This is a genomic window from Paenibacillus sp. GCM10027630, assembly GCF_042676305.1.
Classification (GTDB): domain Bacteria; phylum Bacillota; class Bacilli; order Paenibacillales; family NBRC-103111; genus Paenibacillus_S.
Genome location: NZ_JBHTGY010000006.1, coordinates 79,156 through 98,829, shown reverse-complemented (window position 1 = coordinate 98,829; position 19,674 = coordinate 79,156). Strand labels below are relative to the sequence as shown.

General features: G+C 38.7%; 8 protein-coding genes. All 8 read right to left on the bottom strand.

Annotated elements, in window-relative coordinates; genetic code table 11:
• Positions 1-11 precede the first annotated feature (11 nt).
• Complete coding sequence (locus ACFQ0C_RS03805) at positions 12-701, bottom strand: DNA/RNA nuclease SfsA (RefSeq protein ID WP_379364126.1); 690 nt, start codon at positions 699-701, stop codon at positions 12-14.
• 73 nt (positions 702-774) lie between these two features.
• Positions 775-5,442, bottom strand: coding sequence for an FtsK/SpoIIIE domain-containing protein (locus ACFQ0C_RS03800; protein ID WP_379364124.1), 4,668 nt, complete (start codon positions 5,440-5,442; stop codon positions 775-777).
• 3 nt (positions 5,443-5,445) lie between these two features.
• Positions 5,446-6,924 (bottom strand): hypothetical protein, encoded by a 1,479-nt coding sequence (locus ACFQ0C_RS03795; RefSeq protein ID WP_379364122.1) that lies wholly within the window; start codon positions 6,922-6,924, stop codon positions 5,446-5,448.
• 4 nt (positions 6,925-6,928) lie between these two features.
• Complete coding sequence (locus ACFQ0C_RS03790) at positions 6,929-8,482, bottom strand: P-loop NTPase family protein (RefSeq protein WP_379364120.1); 1,554 nt, start codon at positions 8,480-8,482, stop codon at positions 6,929-6,931.
• Between the two features lie 15 nt (positions 8,483-8,497).
• Positions 8,498-10,567: a Druantia anti-phage system protein DruA gene (locus ACFQ0C_RS03785; RefSeq protein WP_379364117.1), complete on the bottom strand. Its 2,070-nt coding sequence runs from the start codon at positions 10,565-10,567 to the stop codon at positions 8,498-8,500.
• Between the two features lie 599 nt (positions 10,568-11,166).
• Positions 11,167-16,680 carry a DEAD/DEAH box helicase gene (locus ACFQ0C_RS03780; RefSeq protein WP_379364115.1) on the bottom strand — a complete coding sequence of 1,838 codons (5,514 nt, stop codon included), beginning with the start codon at positions 16,678-16,680 and terminating at the stop codon, positions 11,167-11,169.
• Positions 16,670-17,782, bottom strand: coding sequence for a hypothetical protein (locus ACFQ0C_RS03775; RefSeq protein WP_379364113.1), 1,113 nt, complete (start codon positions 17,780-17,782; stop codon positions 16,670-16,672). Before ACFQ0C_RS03775 ends, ACFQ0C_RS03780 begins: the two co-directional genes overlap by 11 nt.
• Positions 17,779-19,671, bottom strand: coding sequence for a hypothetical protein (locus tag ACFQ0C_RS03770; RefSeq protein WP_379364111.1), 1,893 nt, complete (start codon positions 19,669-19,671; stop codon positions 17,779-17,781). The genes ACFQ0C_RS03775 and ACFQ0C_RS03770 overlap by 4 nt, the downstream gene beginning before the upstream one ends.
• Positions 19,672-19,674: the final 3 nt, after the last annotated feature.

Here is a 19,674-nt window from a genome sequence, read left to right as displayed (position 1 = left end):
AAGTTGTATAATCAATTAATCTTTAGCTTTTGTTTATATGAAACACTTCCATTTTCGAACGATAAAGAAAATGCCATTAATTGCATCCCTAATTCAACACATTCCTTTAGTAGAGAATAGTATTGTGTAAAATTTGAATCCAGAATAATTTTCTTAACGATTGGACTAAGTGATACTATTAGATAAACCACCTTGTGTCCACGTTGTAGAAGTTCCTTAATTTTTTGCAACTGAACGATTGCTCTTTCAGAAAATACACTTGGAAACTTTGCTTCCCTGAACGCTGAAATTATCCCCTTGATCTCTATGATAGTATTTTCATTTGTTCTATCGTTCTCAAGTAATATATCTGTTTTATAACCATCAATCGTTTGTTCTCTTTTTAGCCTTGTTCCGGTAAGATACTTTATTTTGTTCTCAATTATCATCGCTTCAACTATCTGATTAATCATATTTAAATTAATTAAAATGTATTTGTTATAATATTTTACAGCAAAAAGACTAAACTTAGTCCGTTTATTCGTTCCCTTGTTTTCAGTAAGGAGAACCTCGCGCCCCTTTAACCTTAAATAATTCTCAATTCGAGACGAACTGGGAACGTAACATTCACACAACTCATTATCAATTAACACTGTGCATAAAAATCTATTTTTACTCTCCTCAACAAAAACACCGTTTTTTAATCTATCGTTAATAAACAATATTCACCTGTACCCCTTGCCGTATTTATAGTAAATCGCCGTCAGGATAGTTTGTCCTGACGGCAATGGTTTGCTAAATATACTTCTCTAAAAAGCCCTCTAGTTCCTCTTCACTGATATACAATCCCTGAAGTCTTGTCATATCACCATTAAGTGAGAACAGCATGTCTCCTTTACCTAACAAATCCTCAGCTCCCGGAGAATCCAGAATAGTCATTGAATCCTGGTGCGCTGGTAATCTGAAGGAGATCCTGCAAGGGATATTTGTTTTTAGATTCGAGGTGACAATATCAGCACTTGGTCTCTGGGTAGCGACTACTAAATGTATTCCTACATTTCTAGAGCGTTGAGCCAGTCGGATCATTTGTCTCTCAAAATCCTTTTTTCGCCCTTCAAGATCTGCTACCTGAACAAGATCAGCATATTCATCAATTATTACAACAATCGGCTTTAATGGCGCTTCAGGATTCTTCTGATTGTAGCTAAACAAATCTCTACTACGTGATTGACGAAGCATCTCAGTTCTTCTTTCCAATTCATTCTCAGTCAAATCAGTAAGTATTTCAACCGCCTTCTCAGCATCCAATATTACCTCTCTATTTCGAAGATGAGGCAGACCATCAAAAAATATAAAGTCTGTTTGCTTGGGGTCAATAATTACTAATTCAAGCTGATCGTGACTATATTGTGAAATTAAGCTAACAATCAAGCTATAAAGGAAAATTGTCTTTCCTGAGCCAGTCGAGCCAGCAGTAAGCATGTGAGGAGCCTGTGCAATGTTAAGCAGTTTAAACTCTCCACTTGGATCTTGTCCAATTACCACATTCAGATTTCCGACAGGCGTATCGCGCGGCAGCATATTAAGATAATCCAAAAGTTTAATTGAATCGCTGCTCTTGCGAGGAACATCAACAAAAACAAATTGTGTACCACGCTCATTCCCAACAAGAATTTCAGATTCTGCCTCTATTTCCCTTGTAATATCCGTACGATACCTCAGCACCTTTTGCAATGTTTCACCGGCTCTTAGTCTTACTCTGAATCTAATAAATCTTGATGCTACTAAAGCCAACTCTGGATCAACGGAGGAAACATCAATTGAATAATCTCGCATTGCTCTATATAACGTGCCTGCGTTTTTGAGTATTTGCGCCTTCAACTCTGCCGCTGCATCTCCAGTTTGTTCTTCAAATACTTCTGTCGCCTCGCCTTTATCATCATCGCCACTAATTCCATCAGCGATGTGATTCCTTGCTTGCTCTACATTTGATACAACAGCAGTCTTCTTCTCTACCTCTTGCTCAACATCCCGCAGGGTCGTACTCACATCACGTGATATGTCAGAGGCAACAACCGAGGAAGCATCTGTTGAAGGCTGAGTTGAGCTCTTGCTTCCCTTAAAGCTAATAGAATCAAATTTACTTTCAAAGCTGACCTCGCAACAATTAACTAGCACCTTATTAATAAAGTCGTCGCGTATTTCCAACAGGTTAATTTTATAATCTGAATCTAACTGCCTGTTCGTAGAAGTTCCTTGTTCACTAAACCTGACATGGTGTATTGAAGAATTAACAGTGACAGGTATTTCTCCAGCGAAAAGCCGATTTAATTGGTATGTCCACTCCTTCTTATCAGCCTTGGATAGGGGAAGCTGATAAAAAGCCCTAAAAGACTGAAGCCTCAGTAGCTCTCTTCGTGATGTGCTTGTAATTTTGTCCCTCTCGTTAAAAATCTCGTTAATGATGTCTCGCACTGAATTAACCTGTTCAACAGCCTTACCTGTTATTTCATTTTGGTCAATTTGATAAGCACCATCATAGGTTTTGACCTCAATGATATCTATTAATGCTTGATGCTCATCAAAGGTGATTCCAATTAGATCAGAGAATGCTCCTTCTTCACGCTCATCTAGCCAACTCTGTGCAAGCTCTGTATCTAGGCTTACTAGAATAAAGTTTTTTGAATTTTGCTTTGACCATATTGCAGAGATAGCAGTTCCAAGGGCACCTTTAGTATGATTAATATTAAAGGTTCTATCTACCTTTGAAGATGCGAGGCTCAATACGCCTCTTTCATTCAAGCCTTGAATTGTTCTTAATACCTTACCTACACACTCTTCCTTTGGATCGTAATTCCCAATGGAACGAATTGTGTAGTCCATTCCCTTTGTAAGCTTTGCCCAGTCATTCGAATAAATTCCTACGTCACGAAAGGATTTCGACTGATAATAGATACACTTCTCGGAGCCTATAACGCTCATTTCAAGGTTCTTTAAATTGGCATCAGCTATAATTAACCATGGTACAGCTTCAAGCAGCTTATTAAATTCCTGCTTACTTGTCTCTAACTCTAAAACTATTGTGTGATGCCATCCCTGAGGCTTATCATTTAGACGACCAATTAAATCGTGATGATCAGAAAATATATTTCCATCTGAAGCAGGTAGTATCTCTACTTTATCCGCGATAGGGTCGTATTCGAATATCTTCGGGATGCACAATGGATGAATTTTAAGTAGTGGATTTCTTCTAACATTTGAAACAGACTTCTCACAAGGATCAAACAATACAACTGTATGGAAGTGATTCTTTTTCACCGATTCAACCAGTGCTTCGAATCCTAATACAACAGAGTCGATCTTAATAGAAAAGTTCGGATCATTTGAAAGAGCAAATTTACTGTATATGGTATCATCCACATCATCAAAGCTTGACCAATTCTCAGGGGTCTCCTTAGTTTTATATATATGTATATGAGCCCCCTGGAGGCTTACATCCTTTGCACGGAGCATACCCTTAACCAAGTCAAAAACATGCTTAATGCTTGGAGGATTCACAAAAGCAGCTCTTAGTCCGAACGAGCTGTGAGGATACACCTTTATGAGCTTCGTAAGTGATTTTTCGACTACCTGAAGCCCATCAAGCATTTGATTGACCTGCTGTTCGCTTGAATAAATCGGTAGCTTACCAAGCAGACTTACCTCTGGAATTACTCTGTCGCCCTTATTTGAAATGTAGCTACTGACGAATACTGTAGGTAGCGGATTTGGAATTTCCTCTGATGCTCGAACAAGGAAATCTTTATCTATCTCACTCAAACTGGAAGAGGATTCTCTTAATCTGACTGTAAGCTCGACGTATTTCCAAAGATATAGCGGAAATAATGGTGTGCTGGTTGCGTGAACGCTTTCTTCACCAACAATGTAGATCATGTCTAGAGAATTAATGCTAGCTATTAATTGCTTCGAGCCTTTGGGACTGAAGGAGCTAAATAAACCATAATGCTGCTTAATAAGCTTAAGAACTCTTCCGTACAGTTCTACATATGCAGTGCAGCTTTTTAGAATTTCATCAGTTTCAACAATCTTAAGCATTGGACAATCTGCTAGACGGTGAGCCGCGCTTACTAAGCAGTTTCTGATAGATAATAGTTCATTAAAGACTTCCGATAACCCCTTGGCCTCAGCATATTCCTCCTCGAATAGACCGATAATTTCCTTAATTCCATCAATGTACTCTCTATCAAACACCCTAACTCGAAATTGCTCCAACGAACGAAATGCATCTATTGGGTTTTTAACATTGGCTTTAATCACGCCCCCGAAGGCATTTTCACCAACAAAGGTTTGAATGAGGCTGTAGATCTCAGGAATAAATTCAATACGAGTGCTCTCATTTTCACTCTCAACATTGACTTTACTTGCCTTCCCTTTTTCCCATTCAGTATACTTTTGTTCGATCTCATCAAGCAGCCCTTTTACCTTCTCCGTGTCGTGCTCAATAATTAAATCAACAGCCGTTGACTCTGGCGAGCCTGACCTTTTTCTTGATTTTCCTGAAATGTCATCGGAGTCTTGTGTTTCTTCTTCGACATCAACAGACTTTTCCTTGCTTGTCTGCCCACTCTTTACCTTTGAAAGAAACTCCTGGACCTCGCTGTATCTCATTTGTCCAAGAACAGATACCTCTCTTGTACTATAGTATCGAAGAATATTGGAACGAGTGGAATGAAATTTATCTGATTCAGGATTAGATTGAATTGCTTTCCGATCCTCTTTATTTAAATTACTTATTCGTGAGACTAACCTAGAGTTTTCAGTCAGCCTCTGTCTAATTGGATCTATTTGATTCTTCACAAATACACTTTCATCGATTAACAATCCTAGTCTAAATAACTGCACTACAGAATCTTTTGGAATATCCTCATCATTTAACGTTAGAAACTGATAATAGTCAATCAGTCGTTCTAATGAGATTAATTCCATTATTCTCTTTGAATTTAGAGCCTTCCACATATTCATTAATGATTCATTGATACCACCAAACTGCTTTTCAGCGTTAATACATAGTTCTCTATAAATCTCTTCTGCTGTTATTTGCTCGTACCAACGAAGGGAGGAAAGCTTTGGAACTGCCCTTTTTACAATTACAATTCGTGTACTACTAACGTCCCCGTCATTTCTAAAATCCTCAGCTTCTTCAACAGAATAGTACAGGGAAAGGAAGGTAAGCTGACTACTCAGTTCAAGTCGAAGCTCATCAAGCTCAGCATCTGTGAAGCCGACAAAAAAAACATTAGGCTTTGTCAGGTCTTGTTCTTGAACTCTAAGCTCGAGCATACTAATAAATTTGCTGTACGAGTATTTTGGTAAGTCCTTGAGGAGTATACCATAGCTCTCATTTAATACTCTTTTACATACGATAGCAGCAAGTATATCAGAAAGCACATTTTGAGAAGACATTGTTTACCCCCTTAAGGAAATAAAAGTAACACCATCAGCATAGCGTTTCCCGTATCCCATTGAAATTAATGTGTCAGCAATTTTCTCCGCATTCTTTGCCAAATCACCAGCTAGATCACCTGGCGTATTTTGAGTCACCTTCCAGTTAGTCAGCTTTTCAAAATCCGCCTCAGGATTAGCACCAAAAATGATTCCATATCTATCCCATAGCTCTTGACCAAATTGGCTTAAAGTCAACCCACGACGACCAGGTTCTAGGATAGTCAATAGCAAGATTTCCATAATAAGCGGATCAGGAGAGTATCTCTTTCGCTTTCCACCCTGCGCCCTCGGCGCGAGCAAGGCTATTCTCCCCCCGAAGGTCGAAATAAAGCTCGAAGGATCGGTATCATATTCGTCAGCAAAAAGCTTAAAGCGTGAAGCCTTAATAAAGGCTTGAAAGGGATCTCGGAGTTGCTCATAGTAACCTAGGTAAAGTGCACGGTAGCTTTTACGCTTTTCCTCCTCCTCCTCACGATTAGAGGTTCTTCTTGAGCTTTCTTCTAAACGCAAATCATTAATCCGTATAAGAATCTCCTCATGGGTAAATGTATCGTAATTCTCAAGAGATAGAATTTCTTCCAAGCCCTTCTCGAAGAGTTGCTCGATCAGTAGCTTTGCTACTACCAAGGTCTCCTCACTTGCATACTTCACTGAATCAAGCTCACCATCTGCATCAATTAGAATAGGAACCCTATCATCAATAGAAAACTCTGAGGATAAGTCTAGTACCTTTGATGACAAATGATTTATAATAGCAAAGCAGCCAAACAGAATAATCCTTTCCAAGGTCAAAAGCTTGTTTCCTGAAGACATCTCGTTTAGAGCCAGCTTGTCAAATGATGCTCTTAACCTAAGTTCAACTCCACTCAGCACATGCACATCTGATTCAGGAGCTTGATCGTGAGCTTTCTTTCTTGCAAACTTGGTCAGAGGCGCTGCAATTCTGCTCAGATCATCATTCTCGTTCTCTAAAAATTCTTTGATTAGTTCTAGACATGGTGAAGATTGCCCATTCACCTTTGTAGTAAGTAAACGAAACAAGAAGCTGTGTAAGCCGGCTTCTAGTGCAACAGACCCCCGAACTTGGGTTTTACTGCTAATTGTCAAAACAGTGTTATTTGCACTTGGGAATGCAGCATTATCAGCGTTGAAAATGATATTTAAGTAAAACCGAAGCGTATTTATCTCATCATCGTCAAAGCCATTCTCATCGAAAGCATCGTGGTATCTATCCCTTATTTCCGATGCTGGATTAACCTCTTTACCTTGCTTCCAGCGAATTATCCACTCATTTAATGCATCCACTGTATAGCTTTCTCCGGAAACAAGTCTAAATAAGCCATTAGCAACATGAACCGGTTTAATGGATGATGAATTGGGTCTATATTGAATAAAATCATTTAATACCTGATTCCCATATTCCTTTAATCGGTTTGCCATTCCCTTACCCCCGCTTTGATACATATTGTGCATTATTGACCTTAACCCGATAAGATGAACGATTATCCATATCCCTTATCAAAAACTCATTCGCCCTGCTTGTCGATTCTAACGAGGAAAGCTCGTTCATGAAACGAAGCAGCTTAAATTGATGCTGTTCGGGCACAAGCTGTGATGGATAACCTATTTGAACTAACGTTAGAACTCGATAAAGGTTAAGGTCAATTCTTAGCTCGACAAAAGACTTTTCTTTTGATTTGTATACACGGAAAAGAAAATGATCGGGGACATATTCCATTTCCTTCAAATGGACAGGCAGCCTTGGAACAAGCAACTCAATTTGATTCGAATATGCGTATTTACTTGTGACAGCTACCCTGGGGTATGTACGAAGCTCATATTTATGAGTCGTCCAAATTTTCAGCTTATCATCCTCATGATCATCAGGATTGAAGAATTTATTGATACCAGATATAATTTTCCTTATCATTTCATCCTGTCTATCATAACCCTGAATCAATACCTCGTAGTATGCCTTATATTCTGTGGGAAGCAGATCTAACAATTGATGTCCGCGCTCATTTTCAAAATAAAACCTTCTCTTCAATGCTTTAAAGGCTTCTAATGGTTCTTCTGAATACTCAGGAGCATCATATTTATTCTCGAATAACCAGCCATCTGTGAGCGTCCCGTTCCATAGGCGTTCATCAATCTCCGGGTGAGAATAATGATATGGATCAAATATGGCTAAAGCAGTAAACAATTCGTTAGAGCCATTAAATATTAGATTGTAATAATTATTTTCATCAGAGTCTTCATTTTTTCTGATTACGCACTTTTTCCCTGATGTGATGACATACGCGAAGAAGCCCAGGATATCTCTCATTACAACATGGAGCCCTATACTCCCAATTTTCTCAATAACAGAAAATAATCGTTGTTGAACAACAGGGTGCTTAAGCTTTATTAAATTAATTGATGCTGTGCAATCCTTATTATCCTTACAATTTTCACAAGTCTTACTAATATCCAGCAACTTATTTAAGGTTTTTTCCAGCATATCCTTGGATAGTAGGTTCCGATTGTTTAAATCAACAACAACCACTTCTTTGACTGTTTCTTCGATTCCCTTATTGTAGATTATCCCTTGTTCCCTTTGAGTCATGATTTGCTGGAAGCCCGGAAGCCTATCACCTAGTTTTTCCAGCAACGATATAAGCGGAAATTCATTTATCGCCACAATACAAGGCTTCCCCTCAGAAACAGCCCTTGTTAGCTCCATTAAAAAAGCTTCCTCGTCCTTTATGCTGTTTGCATCGGGCTCCACATAGGCTTCATGTACATCAAGAATCGATTTTAACGATTTTATTAAATGCGTTTTCCCATCGCCAGGATTGCCTGTTAGGAAAATAAGCTTCTTTTGATCAATGTATTTTTTCAGTAATGCCTCGATCCCGGATTCCACATGGAGAGTGTGGAGTTCCTCCGCACTAAAAACATCTGCATAGCTATTTCGGTTATTATAAAGCTTTGCGATAAAGTTTAAATCAAAGTACATACTTCTCCCCCCAAACTAAAAGTAATTACTTAATAACATCGAGGCTTTTTTAAAGGCACTAAGTCTGCCGATAAGATCAACAGTCTCTATCCTTTTCAGGAACCATCGCTCTCTCCAGAAGTCAATTAATTGACCAGTGTATTTCTCCTCATTTCCATCCAGTGGAAGAAAATAGCCTAACTCCTTCGCCTCTCCCTTTAGGAATTCGCCAGTATTTGATGCTAAAGAAACACCGTAAACAATTCTTCTAGTATGATGCTTTAAGTAATTTTCCGAGGAGATCCCCAATGCAGAAAGCCCTGAGCGTATTAATCGCAAACGAGGACTTGTTCCTTCGCCAAAGACATTATTGATTTTTCTGCCACCATCAATCAGTTGTACCATTGCGCTTATGAATCGAGTGGTTTCCTGCGCAAAAAAAACTGACCCAAAGCCCTCTGTCTCACCTAGCTTTTTATATTCTAAATATTTACCGTCTCCGACAGGAATTTTTATCCTATTGTATTGACTGCTTCCCATATGATATAGACTGGTCGTTCCTAAAAATGCAAGCTGAGAGTTCCTAACTACCTTTTCACCTTTCATTCTAGATGCGATCTCACTGACCTGTTCTGAGTATCTATCATTATATTCCTTTACAACTACAGGACTGCACATTAGGATGCTTACGAGTTTGCCCGCGAGAACCTCATTGTATGGAGGTATTGCACCACACACAATAATTTCCATCAGATTTGAGCCAATTTTGCTCTTCCTGTTTGCTTGCAGTGCAATATTAACGGCTTTACCTTTATCAATTGACACCAGCTTTTTTAATGCTCCAATACTATCCTGCTCAGTTTCCAGCATGTTTCCGATAATAAGCTTTGCTTCTAGAAGCTTTGCTAATTCAATTGCTCTCTTTTTTGTAAAGAGAGGTGTACATGCCTCCGCGTACCAATTAATTTCTCCAGCAGTTCTTTTGTTATTTAATTGAAGCTCTTTTAATGATTCAGCAACTTCCTTCAACCTTTCTATGCACCCATAGTTAGGATTCTGAATTTCATCAGCTGTCAATAAATTCATAGGCGATATGTCATTGATTGCTTCATCCAAAAATCTTAGCAGGTGTTGTATCGTCTTATCACTCTCTAATTGAATTCGTTTTTGATGCTCACGATCACTTTCGAATTCTGTTGTTTTTTCAACATGTCTTTTTAATCCAAGCTGTCCAGGAAGGATTTCCTCAAATACCTCTGTCTTAACCTTCTTTTTCAATACACTTTTAATAGAATCCAGTGTCCAGCCAATGAAATTATCTCTATTTGTTAGTTGCAATACGCAATTACCTAATGCCGCAATTCCCATGACTGGATGATAAGGCTGTGCAGCATCTCTAATTAAATAGAAGACATTCCTGCCTGGTGTCGATTTATAGGGAATTGACCATGTATAGCGAAAATATCTCCAAATGTCCATTAGCTTGTAGCCTGTATGAATGCAGGCTGAACTATCTACAAGTTGAACATATGGCATTATTCCAGAAGCAGCCATCCTTAAGCGCTCTTCATGCTTGACACTCTCTTTTATCTTCATTATTGTTGATGAAAGCAGGGAGCTATCTCCAACAAGATCTAGTATGTTTAGTTCCTTCCCTTGATACTTACGCTTTTTTTCCATTCTTTTAATGAAGGATTTAATACTTTCCAGCTTAAATTGTGCATTTCTTTCATGCTGTAGTTGCTGGCGTAGATAAGCTTTGTCATCGCCTCTAAGTAAAACGGGAGGTGCGAGCATCAACCCAAGGTCATTATTCTTAAGAATTCTCCATTCCTGAGTAAGTAAATCTCTTAAAATACATAAAACGGAGAGAAGTTTCATTTCCTCCACGTCGTCGACATTAATGCTACACTTCCATGTTTGAATTTGCTCATTAATATACTGAATACGCTGGTAGTTAAACTTATCCAACAAAGTAGTTGTGATTTTATTAAAAATATCCATATATTTTTCAGCTAGATTCGGGTTAAAGGGCATAAAACCAGTTGTATCAACAATCTCGCTTGTGCCGTAATCGACATCCTTCTCAGTTGCTTGCATACTCATTATTGAACCTGCTTTCATCATTGATCATATAATGATCATTTTACTACAAATTCAGAGCGCGCGCAGCTCCTAAAGGGAACAAAAGTTCTGGAAATGTACTTCGACTATATTAGTTAAATTACACAACTGATTCTGTTTATTTGGTCAAAGTGATACGTTAAAAATCATCCCCGCAATCTAATGTAACAATATCCCTAGGCATTCGACTAATTACTTATCACTTCCTGCTTGCACAGGAAAAAGGCCCCGCATCAGCAGGGCAGCAAATGTTGCTCATTTCAATTTCCCGAATTTAGGTTCTCCTTCACACTTTTGTATAACAATTAAACTTGCTCCTTTGCCATCAGCTTTTTCCACTGTGTCAGTATGTTCCTTGATAGTCATATTCCATATCAAAGATCCATTAAGATCATAACTCTCTCCATGCTAGATTAGTGTACAGGTCAATCTCCTCGTCATAAAGAACAGGGCTTCCTCATCCCAACTCGTAATTTCACCAATCGCCGCTTCTTATAACCGAATATGTGTAGATCCATAATAAATTTACACCAACCGATTCTATGGCCGGATATTAATGTTTCTGAAACATTCCATAATAACTATGATTCTAATAATGATTTGACTTGGTTATACACCAAGGGGAGATTATTTACTAGCAGGTATTCGTTTAAAATATGATTCTTTATCGAGAGGTTGCTGTTATTAACAAAATGAATCTCATTTGCACTTAAATCATCAATCAGTGGCGAATATGTGGCCAGAACCAGACTTCTATTTCTTTGTTTTATTAATACAGGATATCTGTTGTTATCCACCTCAATATTTGTTTCACAAGAATACCCGTCTAGTTGAAGGAGACGAATTAGTGCATTTAGTTTTAATGCCTGGGCTTCGATTGAATCAATCTTAGGAATTTCTCCATTGATAAGATACTTCAATAACGAAGCGCCTAACTTTCGATCTAGATGAGAGTGCCAATACTGATTTTTATAGTGTCGTAAGCATTCAGTACAGGAGCGGTCACATTCTCCCGGGCAGTCCTCTAGTATAGTAAGCGTCCGCACTAATATGGATTCTAAATGTTGGCCTGCTTGCTCTGCATAACCGGCACCGCCGGAAAGAGTATCAAAGATATATATGTCTGCATTAATTGCTCCCTTGGAATCCGCGTCTAATAATCTAAACCCGACTTGGAATTCTGATGGATCTAGATCTAATTCTTGGCTTGCGGCGAGCAATAACGCTTCTGCAATTGACCTCAGAGAATCATTTAGAATACTAATTGAAATATTTGATGTCACATCTCGTACCAATGGAGGATTGACTTTAAGCCTTAATAACAAAAGATCCGTTCTAAAATCATATCCAAGGTATACTCTACGAAACTCCCCATCACATCTATTAGGGACATTTACACCTGCACGGGGCTCTATATAGTACGGTCTTAGGTGCAGACCTCTGCTTGGCCTGTCCGGGTTATAGACGGATGCAGCCCCACACTTTACACACACAGAGAAGCCTTGATTGGTCTCATCATTACCCTTATTAACCATAACTAGACGTCGATCGTGCGTATGGGTTGCAAACAAGTTTTTGCCAACCTGTTTCCAATCGGTGATATCATCCTCAGACATAGGAACAGGAAATTGAGCGGAGGTCGCATAGGTATAATCTTGATCTCGATCTCCTTCAGTGACTGGCTTACCCTCTTCAGGATGAAAAACCTCTGGAACTAGCATTTCACCTTTATCCAACTCACCGCCACATATAGGACATGCCTCCAACTCATCTCTACCTATACTGAAATCTTGAACAAAAGTACACCTTCTACATGTGACATATCGATGTAATTTTTCACTAAATAATGGCGCCGCGCGATCCATGTCTGTAACTAAAGATGAAGCTGATGTAATTCCACCTGATCTATAGGTTATTTTATCCACTACGATTTGACGCCCAGGTGCATATTCACTTAACGCCTTATCAATTGCTTGCTGAGGCTTCTCCTTTACAATCACCTTATACCCAAATCTTTTATTTTTCTTTTCCTCGATAACAAAGCTACAAAGATTTGTTGGAAAAGCATAGCTGGGAAGAAGCCCTTCATCAAATAGGAAGGACAGAAGTTCATCGCGTCCCGAGCGTAATTCATCGTCCCCTTCATCATCTTCTTCGGTTTCAATAAACTCTGCTCTTGGATACTGCTTGTTTATAGAGATATCCCGTAGCTTTTCAATTAGTTCATTTGAAACCTGTTTTACCCACTGCTCCTTATTAACAGCCTCTACTCCCTCAGGTAACCAACTAACAATATCTTTTAGTAATCGGCCATTAGGATTTATTACATGAGTTAGTACCCACTTCTCAAATTCTTTAAGGTTGAAAGGCGAGTTGCTATCTAAATTAAAGAAATCGCTAGCAGGGCCTAAAACAGAAAATAAATTATTAGAATATGCTTGTACAAGTCCCCTATCAATCATTTCATGGAAGAAGGTTTGAACCAAATATGAATGAATATGTCTTCGTGCAATTTTTGCATTGTCAGTTTTTATTTGTGGCGATCTAGGGGCACCTGCTACGATTGCATCTGGATTATGAAAATAAAAGCTATCATGTGGTCCGCCCTGAGCATATGTGATAACGGTTGAAACCGATGACCCCCGACGTCCCGCACGTCCCGCTCTTTGCTGATAGTTCTCCCGTTGCGGAGGTACATTCCTAAGTCCGACCGCAACCAAGGAGCCTATATCAATACCAACCTCCATTGTGGTAGTACAGCTTAACACATCTACAGGTCCTTGCTCCTTATCAATATTCACGTCCTGGAATCTAAGCTCATATTTTTCTGTAGATGCAAATACTACACCTGCATCCTTATTAGATAATTGTGCGGTATGCTCTTCTGCCGAGATATGCTTAGGTCTAGCTTCCCCTTTTAGGGTTTTTGAAACTGAATCTCTTAAAAAACCTTTTCTTGACCGAATATACTCGCTATTATTAGGATCGATTACCTCTATGCGATTGCTTCCACAATTAACACAATGATTTTTTAACATTACGGGAGATAGATGCATACATGAAGAGCAACTGAACCAATTAGAATCAATATCAATTTTCAAAACCAAAGAATCACTGTTTATTACATATCCATTGCCATCTGAATGACATAATTTTCTTCGTAGCAGTTCTTGAATGGCATCTATCTGATCAGGACTACAGTCATAATGATTCTCAAGTAAGATTCTTATAGGTTCGCTTAGCTTACCATCTCCCACCCAGCTATCTTGAGGATGGCCCGCAGCTTCAATTCTGACTGAAGGTGGAATTGTTTGAGTTGTCTCAAATGCATTCGAAACTAGCAAATCATCTAAAAAAGAAAATACAATCGCTTCTATCTCTTCAAGTGAAAGATTCTCAGTTATTGTTTGTACGTCACGTAGAGTTACCTTAGCAGGCGCAGCTTTCAAATAACCTATTGTTGCTGCTTTAATGGAAAATTCCCTACTACATAATTGACGCAAAAGTGCCCTATAATAGCTTGGTGTCGGGGCGACCTCCCAATCATTCTCTAAAGCTGTAGCAAGGTCATTATCATAATCTTCCCGAATACTTACAACAGCACGATTCAATGTATCTCTATCTTGTCCATCAAAGAATTGGAGATTAAACTCTGAAACTACTGACACAAAGGCCCGATAAAGTATTGAATTTATCTTAGGATCTCTGCCACCACGTAATTCCTTAAGGCGTTGAGCCGCGAGCGCAATGGCTTGACGGAAAGAATCCCATTCAACCTCACGCGGAATGTCTCTAGCCAATCGGGCAGCCTTTTGTCTTCCGTCAGAAAATAGCAAAACCTTCCTTCCACCATTTGGATATTCTAATGATTCGTTTTTGCTTGGTGGTTGGACGAAAAGCTGAGACTTAACTAAATTTGCGAAAGGCGCCTCTCCTTTTGTCACTAGATCCATAATTTTACTAGGACCTCTCCATGTCCTTAAGCATATCGGGCATCGGCGAAAAATCTTTTTTAAAGCTCCTGGTTGTCCAACAGGTTTATACACCTTAATAAAGCCAGTTTGGTTATTCGGCTTAATATCGTATAAATGTCCAGTCGTTATATCTAACCAGGCTTCTACGCAATCAGAGAGTGCCATTTCATGGGGCTCTCCATCAACAAGCAATTCAATCTCATGTAATTTATCTGTTTCTTCTTCATCTAGACCGATTAAGCTTGTCGGCTCATGCAAAATAAATCTTCCATCATCACCACGAATATAACCACGTAAAAATGCGGTACCACAATCCCTATGTGTTAATAGTTCAAAGACACGGGCTTTTTCGGAACAATTACAATGTAGCAACGGAACTGTATAAAGCCTGCCCAATATAGGCTTATCGGTAGGACTATAATGCAGCCGTTCACTACAGTTAGGATTAACACAAGCATACAATCCGGGTAAGCCACGATAAAAAAGGTGTAAGCGTGTTGGAAGAAATACCTTATTATCGCGCTTCCTTTTAGCATACGAGCCAAGAGCAATCAAGGAATCAGTTGCATCTTTTGCAAGTTTTTCCTCAACGTCAGTAAAAAGCAGCTTTGATAAATCAGCAAGCTTTACGGCCTTGCCACTAACCAGTTGAACTAACAATTCTGCTGGTCCCCACCCTGTCAGCCTTTCATACAGATAATCGGATAAGCTCTCAGTTGGTGTGGGCCAGTGCAATGAAGAAGACACAGGGTAAACTGCACTTATAGCAGCATCTATATCAATCTCTGCTCTTTGAAATGCATCGAGATTTAGCTTCGCAAGAGCTTCCGCTTCTATATTCGTACCAGTCCTGGAACCGTGTCTGACCTCCCTAACACCTTTAATAAGCTTTAGCTTTAATTCTGATCCTTCAGAAAGTCCAGTGAGCTCGTAGGCGAACTTTTGAACTGCTATTTCAGCGTCGGGTCCGTCTCCTAAGCTAGCACTCGTCAAAATACAACGAAGTCTTTCTCTTTTGATGCCCAAGCGAGCCATTAAACGCCTTATTAGTAAAGCTACCTCTGCGCCCCCTGTACCTCTGTACATATGCGCCTCATCCAGTACCAAAATCAATTGGTTCCTTTCATCGGCAGAGAGCCAATCCTTTGTTTGTTGAAATATTGATTTCTCGATTGGACGAATCAGCATATATTCCAGCATCGAGTAGTTAGTAATTAATAAGTCAGGACAGTTTTCTTGCATTTCATGTCTTGTTAATAGTTCACGATCATTTGGCTGTGTCTTTAATCTCTGATCCCAATTCCTGCTTACTCGTCTTGCTCCCTGCCTTCTTCCTGATTGATATGCTCCGACAACTTCCTTATCCTTTGCGTAAAACTTTACTAAATCCTTGCTTGGCCACTTACCTTTATCCGACATCTCAGAAACAAAAGCTTGATTATTAGCATATTTCAAATAAAAATCCTCGAATAACGGCGCCAATTGGTTCATATTTTTACTGCCATTGAATTCTCCAGGATAAGGAGTTTTCGAAGTGTACGAACCAAACCGAACAGGCCTATTACGCCCTCCCTTTAGAATTTGAGCGACTTCTTCATTCCCAAATAGCTTTCTTATTCTACCGAGTTGGTCACTTACTAAAGCATTCATTGGATAAAGCAAAATGGCACGGCACCCCGGCATGTCAGCTGTACCAAGGCGTTCCTTTCCTTCTATTGCTAGCGATCCAAGTATAGGCATTAAAAAGCTTTCTGTTTTACCCGATCCAGTTCCTGTTGCAACAATGATATCATCCTTATTACCTAAAAAAACTTCCAGAGCTTCTGATTGGTGCTTGTATGGGTTTGGAAATACCCCAACCTTAAGATTAGCTATTTCAGTCAGGGCTTCTTTTGCCGCGGCAGGAATTTTTAAATTGGAATACGTCTCACCAATTTCATAGCTCGGCGTTGATTCAACATATGGCTCTTGGGTTATTGTGCCTATAGTTTCAAGTAATTTTAGTCTTTCTATAATTAAGCTTTTATTTCTAATATGATATGCGGACTCTAAGTATGATTTTAATGTTTTATTCAGTTCTTCAGATAGATGAAACACACCATATGACTCGTTACCTGACACTTGCTTTCTCCCCTTTATTATTGAAATTATAGCCATATCGATCTAATAAAGCTTCCACCTTTGCTTTTGTACCCTGATGAACAAAGTAAGCTGGAAAATTCGGAGTCTGCACTTTAACCATATAAAAAAGCAGTTCCTGCTCTATACTACTAGGTAAGGAGGGATATGGCTTCAACAAATTACCTTCCCATCTTGCTGTGAGTGGCACTCCATGTAGCTGTCGAAGACCTAGTCTTAGCCAAGAAACCTGAAATCCTTCCAGCCCTAACTCTTTGATTAATTTACCTTTTTGAAATACTCCCAAAAAATGAATTACAGGCTTTGCTCTTGTTCTACAAAGTAAAACATTTTTTTGCAGATCTTCATCATTTATATTCTCTATACCTACCCATGTGGACCGATAATTACGCTTGGCTTTAAAAGAAATAAACACCTCGTAATCTAAGTAGCTGCTTGAACTGTTGCTACCATAATCTCGTGCTCGTTTTACTAATGCTTCAGCCCAACCAAGAATATTTGCCGGCACCCACCCACGCCAGGCCTCGTATGACTGATAGGTCGGATCAAAAGTCGCTCGCTTGATATCTCCCTTTCTTACCATTCTCCCTAAACCCAAATGCATGACTGCCCCAAACTCTCTAGCTAAATTCCTCGTCGGCCAGCCTCCAACAACACCAATATCATCACTTTCAGGTAATTCAATAAACCGAAGGGGAGAAGGTAGCCAGTAGCCGTTACCAACGTGTACTATATCGCCAAACATCTGTAATAAATTAAGTGTCCACTTTATTGAATCAGTACTTAAGGGATAGCCCCTATCCTCATCATTATTTGTTGAAAAGATCTCTAAGCGTTGAGGTAGTGGCCAAACCGTATCAAGGTGCTTCCTTAAACTATTAATTATTGTTCTTATATATACAGGAGAAAACCTTGTGAGGCTAGAGTTATTCCCTACTGAAAGCATGTAAATGATATTTCGCAAATACTCAGCAAGAATCATTTCCTGTACAATTTCTTCTGGCCAATAATTATTCTCTTTTAACGGTAATATTAGGGAGAGCAGCCCACTGCTACCGATGCTAGACTTTGGTTTTATAATCAAGGATTTATCACTTCCGGTGCCTTTTTAAATAAAAATAATTTCAACCGGTCGTCCATCTCTAAATATTCCATGAATTCTTCAACACGACTACTATTCAATTGTAGTAGCATTGGGAATACCCATCCAAAGAGATTGAACTCATATGGAGCATTCATAGTTTCAATTAACTTTCTTCCATAACTGTCAGCAGTGTTTAAATTTTTCCGCCATAAAGCACTTGAAGCCATTAGGAGCCAATCCGGTAATATCCCATCTTCTAGATCGTAGCTCTCTTGAGGGGCTAAAACCTCACTAAACCACGTAGATTTATCAATTGATCCTATAACACTAGATAAAGCTGGTTTATCCATCCATCCAATTGAGTCAATTGAAAATAGTGGTCCATAGTCTAATATTTCCATTCCTGCTGCTAAGGTAGAAGGCCCCTCTACAGTAGTAGCAAAGAAGAAGACGAAATCGTAGTCTTTATTTAATCTTAAAGCACGTTCTGTAATTATCTTCTTTAGAAAACCGCCATAAATTTCAAAAGCAGAACGATTTATCCCTTCTATAACCACCGCTATAGGATTAGTTCTGCTATCTACATCTTTAATTAATTTCTTTAAGCTAGTTTCAAATGAAGTGGATTCAATTAATCCGAATGGAATTTTCAATAGTCCATACGTTCCTCCAGATAAACATGAAGCACAACGTTCGGCAACGAATGACGCAAAGCTTCCCTCAAAAGTTACCATTTGTCCTGTTGCAAGAGCCGCTTGAATCTCGTAGGCAAGTTTGCGTGCATGTGGTAGCTTTATACCAAGCCTATTTAGATTTTTTTCAATGTGAGAGGTAATAATGCTCTCCGAATCTAGGAAGATTATTTCCTGGTCCTCATTATTAACATTAATTTCTTCAAAACCTACTGAAATCGTTATATCCTTTTGAACAATATTATTTTCAAATAAGGATATACTAGAGTTCTTTTTAATTTCAGCGTCTTTAATAAGATTTTCAACATATGCACAAAGCAACATGTGGTCATTTTCCAAATATTCTAAATCGTTAATACGAGCAAAATACTCGCTTGAACTTTCTATTAAAGTATTTAATTTGTTGGATATATGTTCAATTTTGTTCGATATCGTTTCTTGGGCATTTCGCAATGAACTCAAATCTTTGTTCATTGTGTTGGATATTGCTTTATTTAAATTGCCCGCCAATAGTTCAACCTGACTTGTTTTTTCCTTCAAATGAAGTAAATCAGCTACAGAGCTTTTCAATTTTGTATTTTGAGATCCAATTTCTTGTTGCAGATTGTTTATAACCTTATCGATTTCTGAGAGTTTCTTTGCATTTTTTTCATCTAGTTCAAGAGCATTTATCCGTTTTTCAATTAAGGTAACGCGTCCTTTTAGTGCTAAATCGGAGTTACTCGGAGCAATAGCTAGTAATTTATCTATTTCCTCATCAGGCTCGAATGGGCTAAAAAGTAACCAGTTTTGAAGGGTCTCTTTTGTAAGACCCTCTGTATGAGCAATCTGAACTATACTCGCTATTGAATCTCTATAAAAATCTGTTGTGGATAAAATTTTCTCGACTACTTCCTCGAGTTCTTTTCTGTTCTTGAAATCCAATACATTTCTGATTACTTGTTGACCTTCCGTATAGACCAGCCAAATATTTAAAATAATAGACCAATTTTCAGTATTATCACGTTTTAGACGCATTAAATATTTTTGAAGACGAATATCTATGTCCTTGCCAGGTCTAAAGCCCTTTTCCCGAGGCAATGGTTTTATTACTAAACTTAGCTTGTTATCAGGGATCCCTTGTATGAATTCTTTAAGTGTCGTATAGCTGGTATCCGTAATTTTATTCTTTGCAAGTTGTGAATAATTAATGTCCATTCT